The following is a 25,762-nucleotide window of genomic DNA, read 5'->3' on the forward strand; positions in this document are numbered from 1 at the left end:
AAATGCAAGCGTTCGCGGACGGGACGGAGCCCGTCCCGCCAAGGCCCCGGGGCTTGCCCCGAGGCTCTTTATTTTCCGATTTGCATTTCAATAACCAGCGGCGCGTCGACCGGTTGCGCGGGGATTTCGATTATCTGTAATCCGCCTCGCCGGATGGCTTTCACGGGACGTCCGTTGGCCTTGATGTTTTTGATGCTGGCGGCGGATGTTTCGACGCGGTGGGCGCGGTTGGCGACCTTGCCGTCGAATGTCCCTCCGTTGGGCGTCACCGTCAGCGTGACTTTGTCGCCGGCGCGCTGGTAGCGCAGGGCGGTTGTCGCAAACCTGCCGTCCTCGTATTGGCGCGTGAGGCCGTCGTCCTCGTAGAGCGTGAAGGTGTTGTCGGCGCCGTCGGCGCCCGGATAGACCCGCATCACGAGCGTGTCCAGTGGCGCCGATGCCGGGCGCTCGCGGTAGGGTTGCAGCGGGAGCAGCCAGCCGCCTTTGACATACAGCGGGAATTGGTCGATGTCCTTGGCGACGGTTTTTGTCTGCCCGCCCTCATGGCGCTCGCCGGTGAAAAAGTCATACCATGCGTCGCCCGCCGGGAACCACACTTTCTGTTTTGCGATTTTGTTTTCGCCCTCGCCGGCCGATGTGATTGGCGCGGCCAGAAGCAAGTCGCCGAACATGAATTGCTGCGGGTTTTTGTAAGACTCCGGGCTGCCGCCGTGGTCGATATACATGGCCCTGTTGAGCGGCACCATCGTCCGGTGGGTTTGCCACACACTTGAGTAAATATAGGGCATCAGCTCGGAGCGCAGGACGTAGGCTTTTTTCATCGAGGCCTCGGCTTGTTTTCCCCAAAGCCACGGGCGGCGGTCGAGCTTGGCGTCGTATTGCGAATGTATCCTCATCGCGGCGCTCATGGCTCCGAACTGCGTCCAGCGGGCGTAAAGCTCGGGGTCCTTGCCGCCGTAGAAACCGCCGATGTCGTGCGCCCAATAATAGCATCCGGCGTTTCCGCTGGTCGCCGTCAGCTCGACCTCGAAGGCCAGCACTTTCCAGTTCGCGTGGGCGTCGCCCGAGAACTGGATGGGATGCCGTTGGTCGCCCCAGCCGGCCCAGCGGCTGTAATTCGCGCCGCGCAGTCCGTTGCGTTGCGATTCCTTGTAATATAATTCGTTGAGCCAGGCCAGGTGCGTGGTCGATGTGCCGCGAACCGTCGGGTAAAGATAATCCTGCTGCCAGTCCAGCCACCAGAAGGCCACGCCCATGTCCCACGATTCCCCGTGCGCGTGCCGCAGGAATGTTTCCATGTAGCGACGGTTGCCCGCGTCGAACATCACTGTCGAGCCGTCGGCGGGGAGGCCCATGTCGGCCATGAACGCCTTATACATGGCCTCGTGGGGGCGGATGCCGTCGTGCGGATGGTCGTTGAGGGAAATGTATATGTTGTCCTTGAGCAGATCGCCCACGAGCGCCGCCGGGTCGGGTATCAATTTGCGGTTCCATGTGTAGCCAACCCATCCGCGGTTGCTGGCGTGCCCGGTGCCGGCCGTGGCGTCCTGCGTGTGCCAGCCCATGTCGAAGACGAGATTGTCGAGCGGGAAGCCGTGCTGGCGGTATTCATCCACAATCTGCCGGTATTCGTCGGCGTTATAATCCCACCAACGGCAATACCACACGCCGTGCACGTGGCGGCGGGTCATCGGGACGTTGCCGCTGATGCGGCCCAAGTCGGCAAGCGCGGCGCGGTAGTCGCCGCCATAGAGAAAACAATAAACGTCCTGCACATGGTCCGCGTCGCGGCGCGCGATCCAGTCGTCCTTTATGATGTCCTTGCCCGAGTCGTTGATTATATACCAGCCGTTGCGGCTCAACAGTCCCTCGTCGAGCGGGATGGGACCCGCGACGCGGTCGAGCGTCGAGATCGCGCCGCCGAGGTTGCCGCCCTTGCGATTGCGCAGGGTGAATTTTTTATCGGCTCCGTTGTGCGTGAACCACGCCTCGAAGTTGTGAAGGCCGAAGGGGAATCCGTCGTCGTGAAACTCCATGCGAAGCGCGGAGGTGGTGATGCGGTAGCGTCCCCCGCCAAGCTCCGTGACGGTGAAGTCGTCGCAACGCGCGTCGCGATGATGGGCGAACAGGGTCCGGTCGTTAAGGAACTTGGCGTCGTTGGCATATTCCAGCCGGAACAGCGTCGGCGAAATAATGGTGACGCGTTTGTTCCCGAACGTCAGCGGATTCCCGTGCAGGGAAAGTGATGCCGCGCCCAGCAATGCAAATGCTGCCGACAGGATTAGTTTTTTCATGGAAATACGCGCGCTCATGGTGTGTGTGTGACCGTTTGGAGAATTAGGGAGGGTTTGTTTTTGTTGTGATTTGAAATGCAAAAAATGCGGCCGGGCGCGACTGAAAACCGGTGCGCGCCCGCGGCCGGTCATTTGCGATTGTTGCCCGGCGAGATTCTCAGCAGGAGCACGCCGTGCGGGTTCACCGTGGCGGAGAATTTATCCTTTGTCGTGGCAATGTCTTTTTGGCGCCACACGTCGCGGATGGTTTGGGTTCCGCGCAGGCCGAGCGACTTCAGCGTGAATTCGATTTCGCTTTTTTCCGCGCCCTTGTTGAACAGGCCGACGGCCATCGAGCCGTCCTCAAGGTGCTTGGCGTAAACGACGGTGTCGCCTTTTTCCAGCACCGGCATGGCGAGCAGGCCGAGCGGGTCCTGGTTTATGTCGAGGACCTCGTCGTTGGTGAGGAGGCTGAGCGTGAACTCGTCGATTTGCGCCATGTCGCAGCCGAGCAGGAGCGGCGAGGACAGGAGCGCCCAGAGGCTGATGTGCGAGTATTGCTCGTCGGCGGTGAGCTTGGTGTAGTGAAGCGTGCCGCCCGTCCAGCCGCCGACGTGGCCGATGACGAGCATGTCCGGATCGGCCCAGTGCCCCGGGCCGGAAAACGCGGCCCATTTCGATTGCGTGAAGCCGAGGGCGGAAACGCTTTTCCAGGTGTCGCGAATATCGCCGGTGGTGCGATACACATCCGTGAGCTCCGCCCATTTCGGCGCGTCGCCGTAGGGGGCGGAGTTGGAAATGCTGTAAACAATGTCGCGGTCGGTGGCGCGGAGCGCGTCGAGCATTTCCTTGGTGTGGGCGATGTCGTTGGGCGCCCAGTCGTATTTCAAATAGTCAACGCCCCACTCAACCCACTGCGCCACGTCGTTTTTGACGAAGGAGTATTTGCCGTGCTTGTAGTGCTGCCTGCGGTCGCGCACGGGATTGCCGATGTCGAAGCGGTAATGCTCGTCGTGCTGTTTTTGTTTGATCCAGTCGTGGGTGCCGTCGGCGTTGTCGGCGTAGGAGCCGATGTAGCCCGCGTAGGTGCCGACCCAGGGGCCGGAATAAATGCCGAACTTGAGGCCGAGCGCGTGGATCTCGTCGGCGAGTTTTTTCATGTCGGGGAATTTTTTGTTCGGCTGGATGGCGTTGTGTTTTCCGCCGCGGACGCCCTGCCAGCAGTCGTCGATGTTTATGTAGGACCAGCCGTGATTGACGAGGCCGGTGCTGGCGAAAGCGCGCGCGACGGCGAGAATTTTTTCCTGCGAGACGTCGTTGCCGTAGGCGTTCCAGCTGCTCCAGCCGAGCGGCGGGGTGAGCGCGAGTTTGTCGCCGATCACGATTTTGAAGTCGCGGGCGGCCTTGCCGAGCGAATTGGCGGCGCGCAGGGTGACTTTGTATTCGCCGGCCGCGGCGACGCGGCCTGTGATGCGGCCGGAGGCGGAATCAAGGCTCAGGCCCGCGGGCAGGTTGTCGGCGGAAAACGTCATGGGGCGGTCGCCGGTCGCCGGGATTGTGTAAAGGAAAACCGAGCCGGGGCGCGCGCCAAACACGCGCGGGCCGTTGATGCGCGGCGTGGCGGGCGGCGGCGGCGTGAGGATGCTCGCGCGCAACGCCTCCATGTCGGGCGCGGGCGCGGCCAGCCGGCCCGGCGTGGCGGGGGCGCGCTTCCATGCCTTGCGGTCGTTGCGGCGCAGTTGCGCGCCGTCCTTTTCGATTTGAAATGTGTAGGAGCCGATGGAGAAGCGTCCGTCGCCGGTCTTGTGCCACCGGCCGTTCTTGACGTCGTCCTTCCAGCTTTCCTCCCAAGTGAAGTCGGCGTGGAATTTATACACCGAGACATTTTCGCCGCTGCGCATGTGCCAGTCGGCGTTGGTGATGACGGAGATGATGTCGTCGGCATTTTTCGTGTCCGGCGCGGAATGCCCGGCGAGGGTCAAAACCGTGAACGCGAGGGCGAGCAGGGATAGGTGGAGCGGTAGGGCGGAGCGTTTTGTTTTCATGCAATAAAAAAGAGTGGGATGAAAATTTAAGAGGCGAAAGATCGGAACTGTTTTGTGAATTTTTTTGACACGAACGGCGCTGACGACGGGGAGATCAATCGGATGCTTTTGGGGCATGCCGAAGGTTTATTTTTGTGTCCACAGATGTCGCAGATGACCGCGGATAAATACCAAGCTCAGGGGTTCGTATCTGTGTTTATCCGCGAAATCTGTGGATTGCCCTGTCCGAATTAAGACGAGTTTTTCACTCCCAATTCAGCACGGCGGCGATGGGGGCGTGGTCGCTGGGACGGATGCCGTTGCGGCGGATGTCCACATTGGCGGCGGACGCCGGTTTCAGACCCTTGCTCGAAAAGATGAAGTCGATGCGCGGCAGCTTTTCCTTCGGCCCCGCCTCCTCGAACGCCTCGGTCAACGCTTGCGGCGGCGTGTAGGTGGCATCCTCAAACTTGATCGGAAAACCGGTGAGGTATTTGTAAATGTAGCCGTCGCCGCGGGAGTCGTCGCGCAGGGAATTAAAATCGCCCGTGAGGATGATCGGCGCGGACTTGTCCTTGCGGTTTTTAATGCGGTCCATGATGAGGATCGCGGATTTCATGCGGGCCTCGGGCACGAAAACATTGAGGTGGGTGTTGTAGAAATACACTTTTTTGCCGGTGCGCTTGCCGTTGGCGATTTCGTGGAAGAGGCCGTAGCTGACATTGCGCTGGCCGCCCTTGTTCGTGCTTTTGCCGGTCTTGGGATCAACGGGCGACCAGGTGTTCGAGCCGGGGATTTCGGGCGTGTCGGAAAGCCAGAATGTGCCGCTGTCGTCGGGGTCGATTTCCCAGCGGTCCTTGCGCCAGAAGATCATGTTGGTGAGCGCGAATTTTTTCGCGACCTTGCTGTTTTCCTCGCCGGAAACAGCGGCGTGAAGCGAGCCGTATCTCCTCATCGCGTCGGCGAGCTGGTTGACTTGGTGAAGCTCGGCGTTGGGGTGAATCGACGTTTCCTGCGTGCCGATAAAATCGTAACCCGTGCCGCCGGCCTTGTTGCTCATGACTTCGATGACGAGGGGCATTCGTTTTTCCCACACATCGCATTTGGCGCTCACTTCCCAGCTCGGCTGGGAGGCGAGAATATTATAGGTGAGCACGCGCACGGGCGCGGAAAAGCCGGTGAGTGCAAAGGCCGCGCTCGTGAATGCAAGCAGTGTGAGGAGGATGTTTTTTTTCATGGGAAGGATTTTGTTTTTAGCCGCAAAGGAACACGAAGGGATGAATTTTTTTAGCCACTCTACGAGTCTGCGAGTGGCCTGACAAAAGGCGCTCTACGAAGCGAAGCTGAGTGGTCTGACAAGGGGATTGTATGCGTATTAAAGTCTCCATTGCGCCTATAGGCGCTTCGGTGTGTTTTTTTGAGAAATACGGATTTATTATTTTATAAAACAGTATGCGGATGAATGGTTGATGCGCCTATAGGCGCACGGGAGATATAATATGCAGAGAGACCCCTTTGTGCCTCTTCGCGGCTAAAACGGATTGGTAGTTTGAAGTATTATTTTGTTATGAGTTTGAGGGCGTCATCTTCGAGGGCGGGGCGGATTTTGTTGCCGTTGGGGCCGCCCCACTTGCTGATTCTTTGAACCATGAAAACGGTCACGAGGTTTTCCTTGGGCCAGATCGAGAGGTTGGTGCTGTAGGCTCCGCCGTGGCCGTATTTGCCGCCGGGTTCACCCTTGCCGAGATTCAGGCCGAGGCCGTAGGCGGTCTTTGTGTGCGGCGGAGTCTGGCGGCGCGTCATTTCGGCGACGGCGGCCTCGCTGAGAAGGCGCTTGCCGTTGAACTCGCCTTTGTTGAGCAGGAATTGTCCGAAGCGCGCGACGTCCCTCGCGCTCGAGAACAGGCCTCCGCCGGGGAAGGGGTGGCGGTTGACGCGGTCATTGAGCGGATAGCGGAGGTAGGCGTTGGGCTGCGCGGTGAGCGTGCGCTTTTTCGGGTCGCCGCGGTAGCAGGTGGCGATGCGCCCGACCTGTTTTGCGTCGGGCCAGAAAGTGGTGTCCATCATGCCGAGCGGATCGAGGAGGCGTTTTTGCAGGAAGTCCTCGTAGGGCATGCCGCTGACGATTTCGATGATGCGCCCGATGGTGTTGATGTCGGTGTTGGCGTAGGAATAATCGGTGCCGGGCTCGAAGAGCAGGTCGCTGGCGGCGTAAATCTCGACCAGCTTGGAAAGCGGAAGGAGGTCGAAGGTGGGTTTTTCCTCGGGCACGCTGTAACGGAGCCCGGCGGTGTGGCTGAGCAAGTGGCGGATGGTGATCGTGGTTTTTCGGTAAACGGCGGCGGGTGCGGCGGCCTGCTTGGACTCGGCCTCGGGCGCGCCCGGGTCGCGGGTGTAGTTGGCAATGTCGCCGAGTTTCTCGGATTCCTTGGAAACGATTTTTTGCCGCTGGGCGAACGAGGGGATGTATTTTGAAACGGGGTCGTCGAGCGAGACCTTGCCCTCGTCAACCAGCATCATGAACGCGGCGGCGGTCATGGGTTTGCTCATGGAGGCGATCCAAAACAAACTGTCCTCGCGCATGGGCTTTTTGTCCGCGATGTCGGCCAGTCCAACGGCTTCGCAGGCGAGAACTTTTTTCCCGTCGGCGGCGAGGAAAACGGTTCCGGCGATCGTGCCGTCGTCAACGTAAGGTCGCGCACTATCGGCAAACGGCCCGGCGTGGAGCATCGGCGCGAGCACAAGCGCAATCGCGGCGAGAAGGGAAAAGCGGAGGTTGTGGGAGTGTTTTGGGTTCATTGTGTTTTTTTTATCCACAGATAACGCAGATGCACGCAGATAAATACCGGGATTCATCTGTGTCCATCTGCGTTATCTGTGGATTATTCTGTTTGGGTTGAAGTGATGCCTCGCGGGGCGAGCGGGATGGTGCCGGCGAGGTCGTTGTCGTAGATTGAAAGCATCCAGAGTATTCCCATCTTGGGATTGGCGCTTTCGCGGATGAGGCCGCGGTTGGGCATTTGGCGGACTTCCCATTCGATGCGGTCGGCGTAAACGCGGAACACGCGATAGGCGTTGGGCCACGACGCGAAGGCCGGGTTCTGGATGCTGGTGATGCCGCGATGGCGCGTGACCGCATTGCTGTGATGATGGCCGTTCAACGTGGCGACGACGTTGGGCGAGGCGGCGAGCACGGCCATGAGTTCCTTGTTCATCGCGGGCGTCTTGCCGAGGTTGTAGCCGCTCACGGTCGAAATCCCGCGACGGAGGTGAAACAAATAATGCGAAATGACGATGGTGGGCGTGTCGGTGTCGGCGGCGAGGGTGTCGCGCAGCCAGTCGAGCATGTCTTCGCGATAGACCATGGTTTGGTCGGGGATCCCGGAAACGCGGTGGGGCGTGATGGGGCCGCCCTTCACGCGCCAGTGGGAACCGTCGAGCACGATGAAGCGCAGCGGCGGGCGCGTGAAAGCGTAATCGGTTTTGTCGGGACCGTCGGGGAAGAGATGCGGAATCGTGGCGGCAATGTCGGCGCGGGAGTCGCGTCCGGTGTCGTGATTGCCGACACAGCCGTAAACGGGGAGGCCCGCGTTTTTGGTGGCGCGGGCAAGATCCTCGAACTGGCTGCGGCGGCCGTTGTCGGTCATGTCGCCGGCGATGATGGCGAAGTCCGCGCCCTCGCGCTTGAGCTGGCGGAGCGTGGATTCCAGTTGCCCGGCCGTGCGGGCGTTGAGCTTGGCGGTGGCCTTTGTGATGCGACCAAAACCGAGGTGCGTGTCGGCGAAAAAACCGAAGGTGTGGAGCGGTTTTTCAGCGGGACGGGCGGCGGCGCGAAGTTCCAGCCGGGCAAAGGTGCCGCCGGGGCGCATGTGCGGTCCGGCGACGGCGATGTAGTGGCGGCCCTTGGTCATGCGCCAGTTGTTGAGCGGAATGGTGGAGGGAGGGCGTTCGCCGCGAAGTTCTGTTGTAATGGGGGACGGGCGTTTTTTGGCGTCGTATTTGGTTCTCCACGGGGCGGCTTTCACGCCGGGGGCGGCGATCACGGTGTCGTCGGAAAGCACGGTGACGCGCAGGCCGGGGCGGAGGTCGTCGGCGTCGGGTTCGAGTTGAATCGAGCCGGTGAGATCGAGGTCGTCCTTGGCGTCGATTGCGAAGATGAGCATGCCCTCGCTCGGAATGACGGCGGTCGCGCCGGAGGGCAGGGCGGTTTCGGCGCGGGCGGTGTCGGGGGCGAGCGCGCCGTTGCGGGCGTCGAGCACGAGTGAACCGCCGGGGGCGATGGTTGATGCGCGCTTGTCCGCCGCGGCGTGGAGGTCGTCCTTGAGGCGGGGCCAGACTTGCGAGGGCGTTTCGGGCAGGCCGGAGACGAGCGAGAGGTCGTCGATCCAGCAGGTGCCGCGGACGCGAATGACGAGCTTGAAGTCGCGGTCGTTTTTGCGCCAGTCGCCGGCATAAACCGTGCCGCTGAGCCGGCACCATTTGCCGGGCTCGACATTGCCGAGGGCGCGGACGACGACGTAGGGTTCGCCGCTGCCGTCATCGGCGGCCATGTATGCGGAGACCCTTGTTTTCGGCTCGGTGTAAACCCACACGGAAAACTCGTGGTTGGCGGAGAAGTCCAGCTTGCCGTCGAGCGCAAACGTGAGGTCGCTCCATTCGCCCCTCGATTCAGAGGTGAGCCGCAACGAGGCGAGTCCCGTGCGCGCGCGGCTGGTGTCGGTGGCGAGCTTGATACGGCTGGCAACCACGCCGGCTGGAAATTCCGCCTCGAAGTTGGCGTCGATCACCGCCTTCGCCGAAAGAAGCGGCGAAAGGACGAGCGCGGCGATTAGGAGGAGCGTGTGGAGGCTGCGGGGAGTTTTTGGGTTCATTTGGATTGAGACGCGGGGAAACGCTTGAGGTTAAGTCTATTTTCGGGCCACGGAAAACTTTGCGCGGCGCTGCCGCGGCCGGGTCGAACAGCCGCAAGGAAGCGCGAGGATGCGCAAAGGAGGTTGAAATATACTTTGGGGTTTCGAAGCGGCGGGAGGAGCGGTCAAGGAGCCGTTCATCGCAGTTTTATAGTTGGTTCGAAGCTAAAAACCTTCCGCTATATTGACTGTCAATGGCCGGCTCGTTGACGCGCCCGTGTCCGATGCCGCTTGATTTTGGATCGCTTAGATTCGCGTGCCTTCGGTGACGACGCGGCGGCGGAAATCGGCGAGGACCTTTTGGAAGATCGGGCCGGGCTTGCCGTTGCCGACCTCGCGGCCGTCGAGTTTCACCACGGGGACGGTCTCGGCGGCGGTGCCGGTGAGGAATGCCTCGTCGGCGTTCCAGATGTCGTAGCGGGTGAGGTTGTCCTCGCGGATGGGCACGCCGATTTCCCTGGCGACGTCGAAGATCGCGCCGCGGGTGATGCCCTTGAGCGCGCCTTGCGAGGCGGCGGGTGTGATGATTTCGCCCTTGTGGACGATGAAGATATTGTCGCCCGTGCACTCGGCGACGTAGCCCTGGTCGTTGAGCATGATCGCCTCCTGCACACCGGCCTGTCGCGCCTCCATCTTGGCGAGGATGTTGTTGAGGTAGTTGAGCGACTTGATGGCGGGGCTGAACGCGGCGGCGTTCACGCGGCGCGTGGGCACGGTGACGATGTCGAGACCCTTTTCATAATACTCCTGCGGATAGAGGTTGATCTTGTCCGCGATGATGAAGATCGAGGGCACGGGGCAGAGCCAGGGCGAGAGGCCGAGGTCGCCGACACCGCGCGTGACGACGAGGCGGATGTAGCCGTCGGTGAGGCCGTTTTGGCGGCAGGTTTCGCAGGTGGCGTCGGCGATTTCCTTCCGGCTCCAAGGCATTTTAAGCATGATGGCCTTGGCGGAGTATTCGAGGCGCTCGAGGTGCTCTTCGAGACGGAATACGTTGCCGGAGTAGAGGCGGATGCCCTCAAAAATGCCGTCGCCGTAGAGGAGTCCGTGGTCGAACACGGAGATTTTGGCTTCGGCCTTGTCTACAAATTTTCCGTCGAGATAGATTTTCATGGCAAAGCGAAACTACTAATAAACGCGCTCGCCGTTTGTCGAATACGGAATTTTTGAATGCGCCAAGCACGGGTGCCGCGGGCCGCCGCCGGGGTGAATTACTCATTGACCGTTTTGCAACGGCTCGCGTGAATACGGGGGCATGGTTCCCAGTGTGCTCATCGTTGATGACGAAAAAAATACTCGCGAGGGTCTCCAACAGGCGTTGGAGGACAATTACGATGTGTCCATCGCGAGCAACGCGGACGAGGCGTTCAACTTGATGGATGCGCAGGAGTTTGACGTGGTCGTGACCGACCTGCGCATGCCGGGCGGGAAAAACGGGCTGCGCGTGATCGACCGCGCGCTGACGCTGCCGAACAAGCCGGCGGTGATCATGATGACGGCCTACGGAAGCATCGAGACCGCGGTCGAGGCGATGAAGCGCGGCGCGGTGGATTTCCTGACAAAGCCGGTGAACATCGAGCGGCTCGAAATGCTCATCCAGCGCGCGCTGAAAACAAAAACGCTCGAGGTGGAGGTGCAGCAGTTGCACGAGCGGCTGGACGACAAATTTAACTTCGATGGAATCATCGGAAATTCGCAGGTGCTGAAGGATGTGCTGGACCGGGTGCGCCTGGTCGCGCCGTCCAGGGCGACTATTTTGATCGAGGGCGAGTCGGGCACGGGCAAGGAGCTCGTGGCGCAGGCGGTCCACCAGGCGAGTTCGCGCGCGCGCGCGCCGTTCGTGGCGGTGCATTGCGCGGCGTTGTCGGAAAACTTGCTGGAGAGCGAAATCTTCGGCCACGAGCGCGGCGCGTTCACCGGCGCGACGGAGCGGCGCGTGGGCCGTTTCGAGGCGGCGGACGGCGGCACGCTGTTCCTCGACGAAATCGGCGAGATCTCGCAAAGCACGCAGGTGAAATTGCTGCGGTTTCTTGAAACAAAAACAATCGAGCGCGTGGGCGGCACAAAGCCGATTCCGCTCGATGTGCGCCTGGTGGCGGCGACAAACCGCTCGCTTGAGCAACTGGTGATCGAGAAAAAATTTCGCGAGGACTTGTTTTTCCGCCTGAACGTCGTGCGCATCACAATGCCGCCGCTGCGCGCGAGGCCGGAGGACATCCCGCCGTTGCTGGCGCATTACATCAAGCAATTCAGCAAGGAAAACAAGGTGCCGCCGCTCACCGTGGAGCCGGGCGCGATGCGTTATTTGCAGGCGTATCCGTGGCCGGGGAACATTCGCGAGCTGCGCAATTTCTGCGAGAACGCGGTCGTGCTGCGGCGAGGCGGCAAGCTCACGGAGTTCGACTTGGAGCCGCGTTTTCGCGGCGAGTTGAAACCGGCGCTGCCCGCGCTGGTCGTGGAGGCGCATCCGGTGCCGCCGGTTGATGCGACGCCGTCCGGCGGCGCGCTGGCGCCCGCGACACCCCGGGGGAGTCGAGCGCGTATTCGATTGAGGAAAATGAAAAGCGCCTGTTGCGCGAAGCCTTGATCAAGGCGCGCGGCAACCGCACGCGCGCGGCGGAGTTGATGGGGATAAGCCGGCGCACCTTGCACCGGAAGTTGCAGCGCTGGCCGGATCTCGACGTGCTGGACAAGTAGAGGAACCGCCAACCCAATCCCGCCTCACGTTTTCAAAAATGAGCACGCAACCAAAACGTTCACTCCAGGAATGGGTGCACTGGTTTGAGATCGGCGAGGGCTCGCGCTGGGTGCGGGTCGCGGGGCTGGCGGCGGGCGTGCTGTTGCTGTCATGGTTTGTCGGATACAAATTGTTTCGCGGGCCGCTCACCGAGGTGACGATGGCGCAGGCGGTCGTCGGGCGGCAGGTGGCGGAGGGGCACGGTTTCACGACGCTGGTGAACCATCCGCAGTCGTTCGCGTGGGCGCAGGAGCGAATCTCGCGCGGGAAGTTTGTGAACGTGCGCAAACCGCTGCCGGAGTTGCACCAGCCGCCCTTGTATTCGGCGGTGATTGCGGCCGCGCACCGGTTGCTTCCTGCGCGCTGGTTCAACGGCGACACGACTCTGCTTGCGTTGAACATCGTGTTGTTGTGGTGCGTGGCGATGCAGAGTTTTTTCCTGGCGAAAAACCTTTTCGGTGAAATGGGCGGCGTGATTGCGTTGCTCGGCGTGATGTTGTCGGCGCCGATTTGGGCGGCGACGGTGGCCGTGAACGGCGCCGTGCTGACCATGGCGCTTTGGCTGGCTTTGTTCCAGGTGACCTGGTCAGCCGAGACGCGGGTGATGAAAGCGTGCGACGGGAGCGCCCAGACTTTGAGGAGGCGCATAACCATGTCCCTCTGGCGTCCCGCTTTGACCGGGATGATTTTGGGCGCGCTGTTTTTGAGTGATTACACGACGATCATTGTCGCCCCGCTGGTGGCGGCGGTGATTTGGACAAAAGTGTCGGACTGGCGGGTTTTCAGGTCGCTCGTATTGATCGCGGCGGCGTTCATTGTGGTGGCGGGGCCGTGGATGATTCGCAACGTGTCGCTGACGGGCAACCCCGTTGGATTCGCCTCTCAGGAGCTCGCGCTCAAGGCGGGCGACCCGACGGCGGAGCCCGCGACGCAGCGCGCGATGTTCACGACGGATTCTCCGGCGATTGATTTCAAAAAACTCGGCAACAAGGCGCTGACGAGTTTGCAGCGCGGGGCGGGCGAGCGCTTGTGGTCGGGCGGCGGAATTTTTCTGGCGGCGTTTTTTGTGGCGGGGTTTGCATACCGGTTTCGCGACGCGCGGGCCAACCGTCTGCGCTGGTTTGCCGTTGCGGTGATTGCGAGCGTGGCGCTGGCGCAGGCGTTTTTGAGCTCGGGGAGGGCGAGCGCGATGTGTGGCTGTGCATGACGCCGCTGGTGATTGTTTTCGGAACGGGTTTTTTCCTGGTGCTCGTGAAGAGCAGCGAGGCGCTCGAATCGCGCGTGCTGGCGGCGGCGCTGGTGCTGCTGGCCCTGCAGGCGGTGCCGCTTGCGCGCGATGTGCTGGAGCCGCGCGGGACGCGTTACAACTACCCGCCGTATCTGCCGGCGCTGTTTTCGGGCATTGGTCAAAAGCTGTCGGAAAATCGCGCCGAGCCGCCCGCGTGGATGTCCGATGTGCCGGCGGGCGCGTCGTGGTATGCCAAGCAGCGCGTGTGGGCGCAGCCGGCGACGATGAACGGTTTTCATGAGGTGGCGCGCTGGCAGCGCGTGCGCGCGCTGGTGCTGACGCCGGAGACGCTTGCGCGGCCGTTTTTCGGCGAAATCGCGAACGAGCAGTCGCACGGCAGGGGCGACTGGGCCCCGGTTTATCGCGGTTTGGCGGCGGGCCGGCTGCCCCCGGATTTCCCCCTGGCGGTGCCGGTGCGGATCGCGCCGGATTTTTATGTGCTCATCGATCCGGGATCGCCGAAGATTGCCGCGGAGGGCGCGCATGAAAAATAAAGACGTTGCCGGGGCGGGCCCTGTGATTCTAGTGTGGCGCTTCTTTTTTGTCCCGATGAAACGCCTGTCATCCTTCCTGATCGCCTGCGCCGGCCTGTTGCTGGCGGCGAATTCCGCGCGCGCGGTTTACGCGCCAATTCCGGAAGTGGAGCAGGGGCGCCTGCTGACGGCATACCTGAGCGCGGGATATTATTACGACACGAACATCTTTGGCTCGGCGAAGGGCGAGATCGAGAGCATCGTGTTTCAGGCGCAGCCGACAATCGTCGCAAACATATCGGCGAGCCAGCAGACATTTTTGTCCGCGAGCTACCAGTTGTCGATGGACTATCTCGAGAACAGACCGGACGACAAATTCCTGGCGAGCCATTCGCTTAGCGCACGCGTGGCGCACGCGTTCACGCCGCGGCTCGAGGGCGAGCTCAGCGACTCGTTTCAAATCGTGAAGAACCCGGAGTCGCTGCTGCCGGGAATCGGCGGCGAGGTCGCCAATCCCGACCAGTCCTACAAATACAACCAGCTCGACGGAAAACTGGTTTACAACATGAGCAAGCGCGTCGGCCTGAAGGGAAAGGCGCGCACGATGCACATGACCTATGACAACGATTATTTGAGCGAGGACCTTGATCGCGCGGAGTATCTCGTGGGCGTGGAGGCGGTGCGGCTCTCGCGTGAAAATTTGCAGTTCTCAGCGGAGTATCGTTACAAGGCGATACGCTACGACGAGCACGGCGCGTTGAAAAACAAGGACTCGCACTTTCTGTTCGCGGGCGTGGATTACGCGCTGACCAAGCGCACTGCCTACACGGCGCGGCTGGGAATCGAGGCGCTGTTCCGGCGCAATGGCGGCGACTCGGCGCTGCCCTATGTCGAGCTGGGCGTGAAGCATGATTACAGCGACTTGAGTTTCATATCGGCCGGTTACACGTTCTCGGCGCAGGAATCCTCGAACGTGATTCTCTACACCGACATGTATACGCATCATTTTTTCGTGAACGTGCAGCATGCGCTAAACAGGCAGTTCATAGTTTCATGCATGACGGACTGGCAGCCGTCGCAACTGAACGGGCGCTCAAATATCCCTGACATCGACGAGTCGAACCTGAAAATCGGCGGCGCGCTCACCTACACATTCAAGGAAAAATGGTCCGCGTCGCTGACATGCGATTACGATTATGTGCACTCTGATGATTCCGGGCGCAACCTGGAGCGCGTGCGCTTCGGCCTGCGCGCGCGCTGGGTGTTCTGATGCTGGCGGCGGGCATGGCGTGGCGGGCCCGCTGCGTGTTGAGAAATCATTGAGCGGCGGCCGTTGCGCGTTTTTGGCGTTTGTTTTATTCTTTGCGCGTTCCCGCTTTTGGCGTCGAATGGCGCAATGGTCGCCTTCCCGCCCCTTGCCGCCTTTTTCACTTTGGAGAAAACACAATGAAGGACAAAATACTCATCATCCCGCTGGTGTTGGCGGCGGCGTTTGCATTGTTCGGACAACCGCTTCGCGCGCAGGCGCCGGAGGGAAAATTCAGGGCCGGTCTGCTTGGATACAGAATGATAAGCCTCAAGCAGCAGACCTTTTCCCATAACACGCATCCAGACGATTCATTCCTGCCCGACGCCCATGTTCCCGGTTCCGCCGGCACGACCGACATTGGAAACAGGCAGCATTTTATGTCGATCACCCTGGGGTGGCAGCCGCGCCTTTCGGACTGCGTTACCCTCAATTTTGATGCGGGCATTTTATTGGGCGACAATCGCGACCGCCATCAAAACGCCAATGACGATCGGCTTCCCGGCAATGCAGCGTTCGTTTATTCGCAGGCTCGTTTCGGAGCGCTCGCGGCCGCGGGCATGTCATATCATTTCAAACATTTTTCGCTCGGCGTTGAAACCCAGCTTGCAAGCGTGCTGGTTGAGCACGGCTGGGATAGGTATGGCTCCGACAAAAACCAGACCTCAAAAGTCCATCATATGCTCTCGGCCGGTCCCAAGGCGGGCATCAGGGGCAAGCCCTTTGCGGGCGGCAGCACCACCTTGGGTCTCGAATGCACGCTCCAGTTCAACCACGCCGTGACATTCGGAATTCAAGGCATAATTGATTTTTGACGAAATATCCCGGTGGAGCACCCGCCAAAATGCCGGGAAATTTCCTTTGCGCTTCTTGCGCCTTTTTGCGGCCATGGGTTTTGTTTCGAACAATCCAATTTCCATGAATCCCGACGAGATCAGGGCACGCATCAAAAAACTTCGCGCGGACATCGCGCATCACGACGAGCTTTATTACCGCAAGGCCGAGCCGGAGATTTCCGACGTCGAATACGACCGCCTGAAAAAATCGCTCACCGAGCTGGAGGACGCGCATCCGGATTGTGCGCAAGACGCGTCCGCTGACTCGCCGACGGAAAGGGTGGGGGACGACCGCACGGAGGGTTTCGCCACCTACACGCACCGCGAGCGCATGATGAGCCTCGACAACACCTATTCGGAAACCGAGCTGCGCGAGTTTTGCGCGCGCCTGGAAAAACTGCTCGGGCGCGAGGAATTGACTTATGTCGTGGAGCCCAAAATCGACGGCCTCGCGGTGAGCGTCACCTACGAGCACGGAAAACTCGTGCGCGCCGTGACGCGTGGCAACGGCGTCGAGGGCGACGACATCACGGCCAACGCGCTCACGATCAAAACGCTTCCACGCACGCTGAAAAAGGGCGACGATTTGTTTTCGCAGTCGCCCGATTTGATCGAGATCCGCGGCGAGATTTTCATGACGACCGCGGAGTTTCAGCGCATCAACAAACTGCGCGAGGAGGCCGCCGAACCGCTCTACGCCAACCCCCGCAATCTCGCGGCTGGCACGATCAAGCAGCTCGACCCGCGCGAGGTCGCGCAGCGCAAACTGGAGATCGTGCTCTACGGCCTGGGCGCGTGCGAACCGGCGCCGGCGCTGCCACCGACTCAGCACGACTGGCACGAACAGGTGCGCGCGTGGGGACTGCCGACGCTGGAAAAATATTGGGTGGTGAAAAGCGCCGACGAAATTTGCGACGCCATTCGCGAACTCGACAAGATGCGCGAAAAGTTCGCCTACGCGACCGACGGCGCGGTGGTGAAGCTCGACTCGATCCCGTTGCAGCGCGAGGCGGGCGCGACCTCGAAGGCGCCGCGCTGGGCGATGGCATACAAGTTTGCGCCGGAGCGCGCCGAGACGCGCCTGAACGCGATCACGATTCAAGTCGGCCGCACGGGCGTGCTGACCCCGGTCGCGGAACTCGAGCCGGTGCATCTGGCGGGCTCGACGGTGCAGCGCGCGACTTTGCACAACCGCGACGAAATCGCGCGCAAGGACATCCGCGTGGGCGATTTTGTTTACGTTGAGAAAGCCGGCGAAATCATCCCTGCGGTCGTGGGCGTGAACACCGCGAAGCGCGCGCCGGAATGCGTGCCGTTTGTGTATCCCGAAAAATGCCCGGTGTGCGAAACGCCCGTCGTGCAGCTTGAGGGCGAGGTGGCGTTGCGCTGCCCGAACCGCGAGTGCCCGGTGCAGGTGCGGCGGCGCGTGCGGCATTTCGCGTCGAAGGCGTGCGTTGACATCGACGGCCTCGGCGAGGCGATGGTAGACACGGTTGTCGAGAAGGGCTGGGTGCGCAGCGTGGCGGACATTTACCGGCTGCGCCGCGACGACCTGATGACGCTCGGCAAGAGCGTGGAAAAATCGACCGACAACCTGCTCGCCGCCATCGAGACGAGCAAGCGCGCGGACTTGTGGCGCTTCATCCACGGGCTCGGCATCACGCACATCGGCGCGTCGGCGTCGAAGGATCTCGCGCAAAATTTCCGCAGCATCGATGCGCTCGCCAAATCGAAATACGAGGATTTTATCCTGGAAAAGAAAACGGTGATTGAGGGCATCGGCGAAACGATGGCGCTCGCGATCATCGAATATTTCAACGAACCGCAAAACCGCATGCTGGTCGGCGAGTTGCTCGCGCTGGGCGTGAACCCGACACCGCCGCCGGAACGGAGCGCGGCCACGAGCGCGTTGTTCGCCGGGAAGACGTTTGTGCTGACAGGCACGCTGCCGACAATGACGCGCGAGCAGGCGACCGAAAAAATCGAGGCCGCCGGCGGCAAGGTCAGCGGCAGTGTGAGCAAGAAAACCAGTTACGTGCTCGCGGGCGCGGAGGCCGGCTCGAAGCTCGCCAAAGCCGAGTCACTCGGCGTGCCCGTGATCGACGAGGCGGAGTTTGTGCGAATGCTGGACGGCGGCGGGGCGGACACCCAAGCCGTCTAGCGCCGCGGCGTTACGACAACTTCAATCTGCGCAGGCGGAGGGCGTTGAGGACGACGGTGAGGCTGCTCACACTCATTGCCACGCCGGCATACATCGGGTTGAGCGTCCATCCGAACAGCGGATAAAAAAGTCCGGCGGCAAGCGGGATGCCGAGAGCGTTGTAGAAAAACGCCCAGAAAAGATTTTGCTTGATCGTGCGCAGCGTGGCGCGGCTCAGGCGGATGGCCTTGGAAATCGCAAGCAGGTCGCTTTTGACAAGGACGATACCGGCGCTGGCCATTGCCGCGTCGGTGCCCGCGCCCATCGCAATGCCGATGTCGGCGGCGGCGAGCGCGGGGGCGTCGTTGAGTCCGTCGCCGGCAAAAATAACCGTCTCGCCGTGGGCCTGGTGGTCGCGCACGAGCTGTTGCTTGGATGCGGGCGTGGCGCCGGCGTGAATGTCGATTGGCGGGAGGTGAAGCTGCTCGGCCACGGCGCGGACGGCGGCGGGACGGTCGCCGGAGGCGATCACGATGCGGAGGCCGGCCGCCTGGAGCTCGGCGATGGCGGCGGGGGTGGTGGGCTTGAGCGTGTCGGTGAAGGCGAGCGTGGCGGCGTGCCTGCCGTCGATTGAAAGCGCGGCGAGCGTGTCGGTGTCGCGCTCCTTGTGGCGCTCGGCGCGGGTGATTTGTATTTGCTTTCCGGATACAGTGGCGGCGACGCCGAGGCCGGGCATGGCGGCGAAGTTTTCGGCGGGCGGGATGCCGAGGCCGCGCGCGCGCGCGGCGGCGAGCACGGCGAGCGCCAGGGGATGCTCGCTGTGCGCCTCGGCGGCGGCGGCGAATGCGAGGAGCTCGTTTTCCGAGAGCTCGCAACCGGGGTCGGGGGCGAGCGCGGTGAGGGTGGGGCGGCCTGTGGTGAGCGTGCCGGTTTTGTCGATAAGGAGCGTGCGCGCGGAGGAAAGGCGCTCGAGCGCGGCGGCGCTTTTCACGAGCACGCCGGCTTGCGCGCCGCGTCCGATGCCGGTGACGATGGCGACGGGCGTGGCGAGGCCGAGCGCGCAGGGGCAGGCGATGATGAGCACGGCGACGGCGTTGAGGAGCGCGTGGACGAAGGAGGGCGACGGGCCGCAGGCAAGCCAGAGCACGAAGGTGAGCGCGGAGATGCCGAGCACGATCGGGACAAAAATCGCGGAGACGCGGTCGGCGAGGCGCGCGATGGGGGGCTCGCTTTCCTGCGCCTCCTCGACGAGGCGGATGATGTGCGCGAGGAGCGTCTCACCGCCCACGCGCGTGGAGCGGAGTGTGAACGTGCCGGTGGTGTTGAGCGTGCCCGCCGAGACGGAATCGCCTGTGTGTTTGTCCACGGGAATCGCCTCGCCGGTGAGCATGGCCTCGTTGACGGGGCTTTCGCCGGAGGTGATTTCACCGTCGACGGGGATTCTTTCGCCGGGGCGCACGCGGAGGATGTCGCCCGGGTGGATGTCCTCGATGGGCACGTCCTGCTCGGTGCCGTCGGGATTGACGCGGCGGGCGACCGAGGGCGCGAGCGCCATGAGCGCACGGATGGCGGCGTCGGTGCGCGAGTGCGCCTGCTGCTCGATGATTTGCCCGAAGAGGACGAGCGTGGTGATGACGGCGGTGGATTCGAAGTAGAGCGGGAGTCCGTGCGGGCCGCGTATGGACTCGGGAAAATAATCGCCGAGCAGGAGCGCCACGGTGCTGTAAAGCCACGCCGCGCCGGTGCCGGTGACGGTGAGCGTGAACATGTTCGTGTCGCGCTCGCGGATGGAATACCACCAGCGGCGGATGAAATACTTGCCGCTCCAGAAAAACACGGGCGTGGCGAGCGCGAACTGAAGCCATGCGTTGGTGCGCGGGGTGATCGAGAGGCGCGCGAAGAGCTCCTGGAAAAACGCGGGGGCGATCATCTCGCCCATTGAGAGCACGAGCAGCGGGATGGTGAGCACGAGCGCCACGTAGAAACGCGGCAGCAGCACATGAAAATCGGGCAGCCCCATGTAAACGGGCGCGTCCGGGGCGCCGTGGGACTTGGCGTTTGGCGTTTCGTGTGAGTTGTGCATGGAAATTTGGTAACGCCAAATTATTTGAAACTCCAAACACTAAACTCAAACCTGCAATTTCAGGCCCGAAATATAAGCGTTTGCGCATGGGGGTTATTCAGAAACGTATTAAATTGTCGCGGCGGTTGCGAAAAAACCGCCCGTGCGCGGCGCATTGACGGTGCGCGCGTTGTTGACAAACCGCCCCCGCGCGCGCCTGCTATTGCCATGCCGCAATCGCGCGAAAAAATCCTTGTCGCCATGTCGGGCGGAGTGGACAGCTCCGTCGCCGCGCTCGTGCTCAAGCAGCAGGGCTTCGACATCGCGGGCGCGTATATGAAAAACTGGATCAACGAGGACAATATCGTGGGCGACTGCCCGTGGCAGCAGGACATCGAGGACGCGCGCGCGGTCGCTGAAAAAATCGGCATCGAGTTCCGCGTGGTCAACTTGATGCGGGAATACAGCGAGCGCGTGGTCGCGTATTTGCTGGATGGATACAAGCGCGGCATCACGCCGAATCCCGACGTGATGTGCAATCGCGAGATCAAGTTTGGCGTGTTCCTGGCGTGGGCGCGCGACCACGGTTTCGACGCCGTCGCGACCGGGCACTACGCGCGGCGCGTCGAAAACCCCGGCGGCGCGTTTTCGCTGGTCGAGGGCGCGGACAAAAACAAGGACCAGTCGTATTTTCTCGCGCTGATCAACCAAGAGCAGTTGCGCGCGGCGCGTTTTCCCATCGGGCACCTGCCCAAGCCCGAGCTGCGCAGGCTCGCCACCGAGGCCGGCCTCGCCACCGCCGCGAAAAAGGACAGCCAGGGCATTTGTTTTATCGGCGAGGTGAAAATGCAGGATTTTCTGCGCCAATACGTGCCCGACGAGCCCGGCCCGATTGTGCGCGCGACCGACGAGCAGGTGCTCGGCCGGCATCGCGGTTTGCATTATTACACGATCGGGCAGCGCCGGGGCATCGGCGTCCCCTCGAATGCGGATTTCCAAAAATATGTGGTCGTTGGCAAACGCGCCGCTGATCGCGCGCTGCTCGTCGCCTTCGACGCGCCGGACGCGCCGGGGCTTTTCACGAGTGAAGTGCGGGTGCATTCGTTGAGCTGGGTGGGGGGGCCGGTCACCGCGCCGTGTTTGATCGAGGGTCGCGTGCGTTATCGCGATCCGCGCGTGCACCTGGAATTCATTCCCGACCCGGAAAACACAAGCGGCGGCAGCGCGACCGTTCGTTTTCGCGAACCGCAACGCGCGCTCGCCTCGGGCCAGGTGCTCGCGCTCTACGACGGCGAGCGACTCCTCGGCGGGGGAATTTATGTCTAGCGGCGCAACAAGCCCCGGGTTTATAGTTTCACACAAATGAAAGCCTCCGACCTCTACGACCTGCCGGAATCGCTCGGCGCGTTCGCACCGCATTTTCCCGCCGACGCCGCCCCGTGGACATGGCTTGATGCGATCGGCCCGGCGCTCGAGGCCGTTCTTGCCGCCGCGCCTCAAAGTCCGCTTCCGCCAGTCCCGCCCGGCGTGCATATCGAGGGCGGGGTGGTTATCGGGGCGGGCGTAAAGCTACCCGCGCACGCCACGATTATCGGCCCGGCGTGGATCGGTCCCGGCACCGAAATCCGTCCCGGCGCGTTCATCCGGGGCAATGTCATTATCGGCGCCAATTGTGTGGTCGGCAATTCGTGCGAGTTCAAAAACTGCCTGTTGATGGATGGCGTGCAGGTGCCGCATTTCAGCTACGTTGGGGATTCCATCCTCGGCAATCGAGCGCATCTCGGCGCGGGCGTCGTCCTCTCGAACCTGCGTCTCGACAAAAAAACCGTGACGGTGCGAACACCCGATGGTGTCGCCGACACCGGATTGCGCAAGCTCGGCGCGCTTCTCGGCGAGGGGGCGGAGGTTGGCTGCAACGCCGTTTTGCAACCCGGCGTGATCATGGGCAAGCGCGCGCTCGTCATGCCGACCGTCGCCTTCGCGGGTTATCTTCCCCCGGCGACAATCGCGCGCATCCGGAATCCCATTTCAACGCTGCCGAGGCGGGATTGATTCCGCGGCGCGGTCCTTTTCGGTAAATATTTCCGGACACGCTCCGGGAAATTAGGCAGGGAACCCAAGGTAGAAGAAAACCATCGTGGCCATCTCCAACGACTCCAGTCAAAAGCCCGTGCGCCCGCTTTCGCTCGGGGTGATTTTCCTCACGCTCTACATCGACCTCGCCGGGTTTTCGATTCTGTTTCCGCTCACTCCCGACCTGCTCAAGCACTATCTCCTGATTCACGGCTCCGGCGGCGCGCTCGGCTGGATGCTCGCGCAGCTCAACACAATCGCAGGCGCGCTCGGCGGCGGCGCGCATCTGCCCGAGGTGCTTTTTGGCGGCGTGGTGAGCTCGGTGTTTGCCGTGCTTCAGTTTGTTTCCGCGCCGTTGTGGGGAGGTCTTTCCGACAGGATCGGGCGGCGCAATGTGCTTCGCCTCACTGTGCTCGGCACGGCGGCGAGTTATCTGCTCTGGGCTTTCAGCGGATCGTTCTGGCTGTTTCTGGCGTCGCGCGTCCTTGCCGGCGTGTTTGGCGGAAACCTTTCCGTCGCCACCGCCGCGGTCGCCGATGTGACCACGCGCGGGGAGCGGGCGAAGTCGATGGGTTATGTCGGCGCGGCGTTCGGGCTTGGCCTTGTCACGGGGCCGCTTGTCGGCGCATTTTCCGCTCGCATCGATTTGCCTGCGCTCTGGCCGGAGCTCGTCGCGCTGGGGATAAATCCGTTTTCCATGCCGGCGCTCGTCGCGCTCGGCCTTGCGCTGGTGAACCTCGTTTGGATCAACGCCCGATTTCGCGAAACGCTTCCGCCCGAGGCGCGCGCGCAAGTGGAGGGCTGGCGCCTGCGAAATCCTCTTCGCGAGATTCTTTCGCTCGACAACGCGCCGGTGCGCCGGGTGAACCTCGTCTCGTTCACGCATTCGCTGGCGTTTGTGGCGATGGAAACCTCGCTTGTGTTTTTGGGCGCGGAGCGCTTCGACTACACGGCGTATGAGAACGGCGTGCTGATGGGCTTCCTCGGACTCTGCTCGATCCTCACCCAGGGATTGATCGTGCGCCGCCTCTACAAACGCCTGCGCGAGACCACCGTGCTTTCTTGCGGGCTGGTTTGCTCGGCGCTCGGGTTTCTGACAATCGGGTTCGCTCCGGCCCCCGCCCTGCTTTATGCGGGCGTGGCGTTGCTCGCGCTCGGCGGCGGGCTCGTCAACCCGTCCACGAGCGGGCTGATTTCGCTTTACGCGGGCGTGCTTGAGCAAGGCCGTGTGCTCGGCATTTTTCGCTCGCTGGGATCGCTGGCGCGCGCGGTCGCCCCCGTCGTTGCGGGCGTGATCTTTTTCACCGCGGGCGGGCGCGCATTATATGCAATTGCAGCCTTGCTTGCCGCGGTCGCTTGGGGGTTTAGTCAACGGCTTCCAGAACCTGAAAAATAACCCGCCCGCATGATTCCGCGCACCGCCCAAAAACACCCGGCCCCGCGCCCCGGCCACGCCGCGGCGCTGTTGTTCTTGGCGTTCATGGTGGTTTTCTCGGCGGGTTGTTCGAGCGTGCAGCGGCACCTGTTGCATTTCTACAAGCGCGAGTCGCGCCCCGGCCACACGCGCCTTTCGGAGCCGGTGACCACCATACCGGCGCGCATCGAGGCCAACTATTTTATCGTCGAGGCGAAGTGGGACAAGCACGGCCCCTGGCGTTTCATCGTGGACACCGGCTCGTCGGTGACGCTGCTCTCGCCCGACTACGTGAAACGCTACCCGGCGGAAAAAAAGGACGGCGCCAGCGCGCGCTCGATCAACGTGCGCACGGCCAGCGGCCGCGTGCAAAAACTCCCGCCCGCAAACGTGCGCATCATCAAACTCGGCGACGCGATGTTCTCCAACGTGCCCGTGCTCATTTACGACTGCTCGGAACTCTCCGCGCACTTCGGCATGCGGATCGACGGCATCATCGGCTTCCCGCTTTTTCGCGACACGGTTTTCTCGCTGGATTACCCGCAGTCGCGCCTGATTATCAGCCGCCGCTCGGCGGTCCGCTCGGTTCCCGGCGCGACGGTCAAGTTTAACAATGAAATCCGCGCGCCGATCATCCCCGTGAGCATTAACGGCGAGACGTTCAGCGCGCTGATCGACTCCGGAAGCGACGGCGCGCTCGTCCTCAACCCGCTCGGCCTCGCGCCCGAGTTTTCGCAACCACCGCGGACGGGCGCGACAATCGGCACGATCCTTGGCGACCGCGTGCAGGAAATCGGCCGGCTTTCCACGCCGCTGCACATCGGCGATTGCAAGGTCGAGCAACCGATCGTCGACATCACCGACCAGCTATCGGCGATCGGCGGTGAGATACTGAAAAACTACTGCCTCGTTTTTGACTCCAAACTCGGCACGGTGACGTTTCAGCGGAGCGCGGACGTCCCCCTCGAAATGGGCTCGCAACGCAGCGCCGGCCTTTCCTTCGCCAAGACGCCGGCCTACTGGCGCGTGCTGTCCGTCGTGCCCGGCTCGCCCGCGGAGGGCGCGGGTGTGCAGGCGGGCGACATCGTTGCGCGCATCAATGGCGAGCATGTGTCCGAATGGCAGCTGCAGCGCTACGACACGCTCGTGCGCGAGTCCGGGGAAATCACCTACACATTCGTCAGGGGCCAGCGCGAGGAGCCGATGGTGATTCCTGTTTTCGATTTGGTGAAGTGAGGGGAATTTAAGAAGGCAACACGCCGCGCGTCCGATGCGAATCCGTCGTGCATTTCTGGTTTCCAAACGCCGGTTTCTTAATCCTTAATCACTGTTTCCTAATTTTTTTCAATGACCGCAAACCGTCCCATATCCGAGCTCTTCGCGCAAAAACGTCCGTTGCGATCGCTCGAATTTTTTCCGCCTCGCGATGATGCGGGAGTTGAGAACCTGCGCGCCGCCGCCGAGGCGCTTCGACGCATCAATCCGGATTTTGTCTCCGTGACCTACGGGGCCGGCGGCAGCACGCGCGAACGCACCACGCAGGTCAGCGCGATGCTGAAAACCGACTTCGGCCTCACGGTGATGCCGCACCTCACCTGTGTCGGGCATTCGCGCGACGAGCTGAACGAACTTGCCGACCGGATTTACGAAAACGGTTTCAGAAACATCATGGCGCTGCGCGGCGACCCGCCGAAGGGCTCGGTCGAGTTCAAGCCCGCGCCGAACGGCCTGCGTTATGCGAACGAACTCGTCGCCCTGCTCAAGGCGCGCCACGCGGACCTTTGCCTCGGTGTCGGCGGTTATCCGGAGAAGCATCCCGAGGCGTCCAACGAGGACGTCGATCTGGACAACTTGAAGCGCAAGGTTGACGCCGGCGCGTCGTTCATCACCACGCAGCTTTTTTTCGACAACACCGTGTATTACCGCTTCGTGGAAAAATGCCACGCGCGCGGCATCACCGTGCCCGTCATTCCCGGAATCATGCCCGTGCTTTCGCTGAAACAAGTGCGGCGCATCACACAATTGAGCTCCGCGTATCTGCCGCCCGCGCTCATCAAGCGCCTTGAGGCCGCGCACGACGATGCCGACACCTCCGAGATGATCGGCATCGACTGGGCGCTCACGCAAATCCGCGGCCTGCTTGCAAACAATGCGCACGGCTACCACCTTTACATATTGAACCGCGCCCGCAGCGCCCTCGCGCTCGCGGCGGGGCTCGCGGCGTAA

General features: G+C 62.1%; 17 protein-coding genes and 1 pseudogene. 11 read left to right on the forward strand and 7 right to left on the reverse strand.

Annotation, left to right across the window (positions count from 1 at the left end; all coding sequences use genetic code 11):
• Positions 1 to 68 precede the first annotated feature (68 nt).
• From CKA38_RS07390 to ilvE, 6 genes are all read right to left on the reverse strand, one after another.
• Positions 69 to 2,294: a glycoside hydrolase family 31 protein gene (locus tag CKA38_RS07390; protein WP_108826483.1), complete on the reverse strand. Its 2,226-nt coding sequence runs from the start codon at positions 2,292 to 2,294 to the stop codon at positions 69 to 71.
• 128 nt (positions 2,295 to 2,422) lie between these two features.
• A complete protein-coding gene (locus tag CKA38_RS07395) occupies positions 2,423 to 4,318 on the reverse strand; it encodes a putative Ig domain-containing protein (RefSeq protein WP_236919223.1) in 1,896 nt (631 codons plus the stop codon).
• Between the two features lie 244 nt (positions 4,319 to 4,562).
• A complete protein-coding gene (locus CKA38_RS07400) occupies positions 4,563 to 5,534 on the reverse strand; it encodes an endonuclease/exonuclease/phosphatase family protein (protein WP_108824898.1) in 972 nt (323 codons plus the stop codon).
• Between the two features lie 320 nt (positions 5,535 to 5,854).
• Complete coding sequence (locus tag CKA38_RS07405; RefSeq protein ID WP_161554791.1) at positions 5,855 to 7,096, reverse strand: serine hydrolase domain-containing protein; 1,242 nt, start codon at positions 7,094 to 7,096, stop codon at positions 5,855 to 5,857.
• A gap of 83 nt (positions 7,097 to 7,179) precedes the next feature.
• Positions 7,180 to 9,168 carry a metallophosphoesterase family protein gene (locus tag CKA38_RS07410; RefSeq protein ID WP_108824900.1) on the reverse strand — a complete coding sequence of 663 codons (1,989 nt, stop codon included), beginning with the start codon at positions 9,166 to 9,168 and terminating at the stop codon, positions 7,180 to 7,182.
• Between the two features lie 285 nt (positions 9,169 to 9,453).
• Positions 9,454 to 10,320, reverse strand: a complete 867-nt coding sequence (gene ilvE / locus CKA38_RS07415; RefSeq protein ID WP_108824901.1) for a branched-chain-amino-acid transaminase — start codon at positions 10,318 to 10,320, stop codon at positions 9,454 to 9,456.
• Positions 10,321 to 10,462: 142 nt separating this feature from the next.
• On the opposite strand from ilvE, the pseudogene CKA38_RS07420 reads away from it, so the two are divergent.
• The 6 genes and pseudogenes from CKA38_RS07420 (at position 10,463) to ligA (ending at position 18,008) form a co-directional block, all read left to right on the forward strand.
• Positions 10,463 to 11,904, forward strand: a pseudogene (locus tag CKA38_RS07420) (sigma-54-dependent transcriptional regulator).
• Positions 11,905 to 12,104: 200 nt separating this feature from the next.
• Positions 12,105 to 13,151, forward strand: a complete 1,047-nt coding sequence (locus CKA38_RS07425; protein WP_152032720.1) for a hypothetical protein — start codon at positions 12,105 to 12,107, stop codon at positions 13,149 to 13,151.
• Positions 13,148 to 13,726, forward strand: coding sequence for a hypothetical protein (locus CKA38_RS07430; RefSeq protein ID WP_152032721.1), 579 nt, complete (start codon positions 13,148 to 13,150; stop codon positions 13,724 to 13,726). The genes CKA38_RS07425 and CKA38_RS07430 overlap by 4 nt, the downstream gene beginning before the upstream one ends.
• A gap of 55 nt (positions 13,727 to 13,781) precedes the next feature.
• Complete coding sequence (locus CKA38_RS07435; protein WP_108824904.1) at positions 13,782 to 14,975, forward strand: hypothetical protein; 1,194 nt, start codon at positions 13,782 to 13,784, stop codon at positions 14,973 to 14,975.
• Between the two features lie 176 nt (positions 14,976 to 15,151).
• Complete coding sequence (locus tag CKA38_RS07440; RefSeq protein WP_152032722.1) at positions 15,152 to 15,826, forward strand: hypothetical protein; 675 nt, start codon at positions 15,152 to 15,154, stop codon at positions 15,824 to 15,826.
• Between the two features lie 103 nt (positions 15,827 to 15,929).
• Positions 15,930 to 18,008 (forward strand): NAD-dependent DNA ligase LigA, encoded by a 2,079-nt coding sequence (ligA, locus tag CKA38_RS07445; RefSeq protein ID WP_108826485.1) that lies wholly within the window; start codon positions 15,930 to 15,932, stop codon positions 18,006 to 18,008.
• Between the two features lie 10 nt (positions 18,009 to 18,018).
• On the opposite strand, the gene CKA38_RS07450 is transcribed toward ligA, so the two are convergent.
• Complete coding sequence (locus CKA38_RS07450; RefSeq protein ID WP_236919226.1) at positions 18,019 to 20,070, reverse strand: copper-translocating P-type ATPase; 2,052 nt, start codon at positions 20,068 to 20,070, stop codon at positions 18,019 to 18,021.
• A 207-nt stretch (positions 20,071 to 20,277) separates the two neighbouring features.
• Here CKA38_RS07450 and mnmA point away from each other — a divergent pair, with 207 nt between their 5' ends.
• The 5 genes from mnmA (at position 20,278) to metF (ending at position 25,762) form a co-directional block, all read left to right on the forward strand.
• On the forward strand, positions 20,278 to 21,375 hold the full coding sequence (gene mnmA / locus CKA38_RS07455; protein ID WP_108824906.1) for a tRNA 2-thiouridine(34) synthase MnmA: 1,098 nt from the start codon (positions 20,278 to 20,280) through the stop codon (positions 21,373 to 21,375).
• 36 nt (positions 21,376 to 21,411) lie between these two features.
• Positions 21,412 to 22,101 carry an acyltransferase gene (locus CKA38_RS07460; RefSeq protein WP_108824907.1) on the forward strand — a complete coding sequence of 230 codons (690 nt, stop codon included), beginning with the start codon at positions 21,412 to 21,414 and terminating at the stop codon, positions 22,099 to 22,101.
• Positions 22,102 to 22,186: 85 nt separating this feature from the next.
• Positions 22,187 to 23,518 carry an MFS transporter gene (locus CKA38_RS07465; RefSeq protein ID WP_108824908.1) on the forward strand — a complete coding sequence of 444 codons (1,332 nt, stop codon included), beginning with the start codon at positions 22,187 to 22,189 and terminating at the stop codon, positions 23,516 to 23,518.
• A gap of 9 nt (positions 23,519 to 23,527) precedes the next feature.
• On the forward strand, positions 23,528 to 24,772 hold the full coding sequence (locus CKA38_RS07470) for an aspartyl protease family protein (protein ID WP_108824909.1): 1,245 nt from the start codon (positions 23,528 to 23,530) through the stop codon (positions 24,770 to 24,772).
• A 111-nt stretch (positions 24,773 to 24,883) separates the two neighbouring features.
• On the forward strand, positions 24,884 to 25,762 hold the full coding sequence (gene metF / locus CKA38_RS07475) for a methylenetetrahydrofolate reductase [NAD(P)H] (protein WP_108824910.1): 879 nt from the start codon (positions 24,884 to 24,886) through the stop codon (positions 25,760 to 25,762).

The sequence above is a fragment of the Ereboglobus luteus genome (genome assembly GCF_003096195.1).
Taxonomy (GTDB): Bacteria; Verrucomicrobiota; Verrucomicrobiia; order Opitutales; family Opitutaceae; genus Ereboglobus; species Ereboglobus luteus.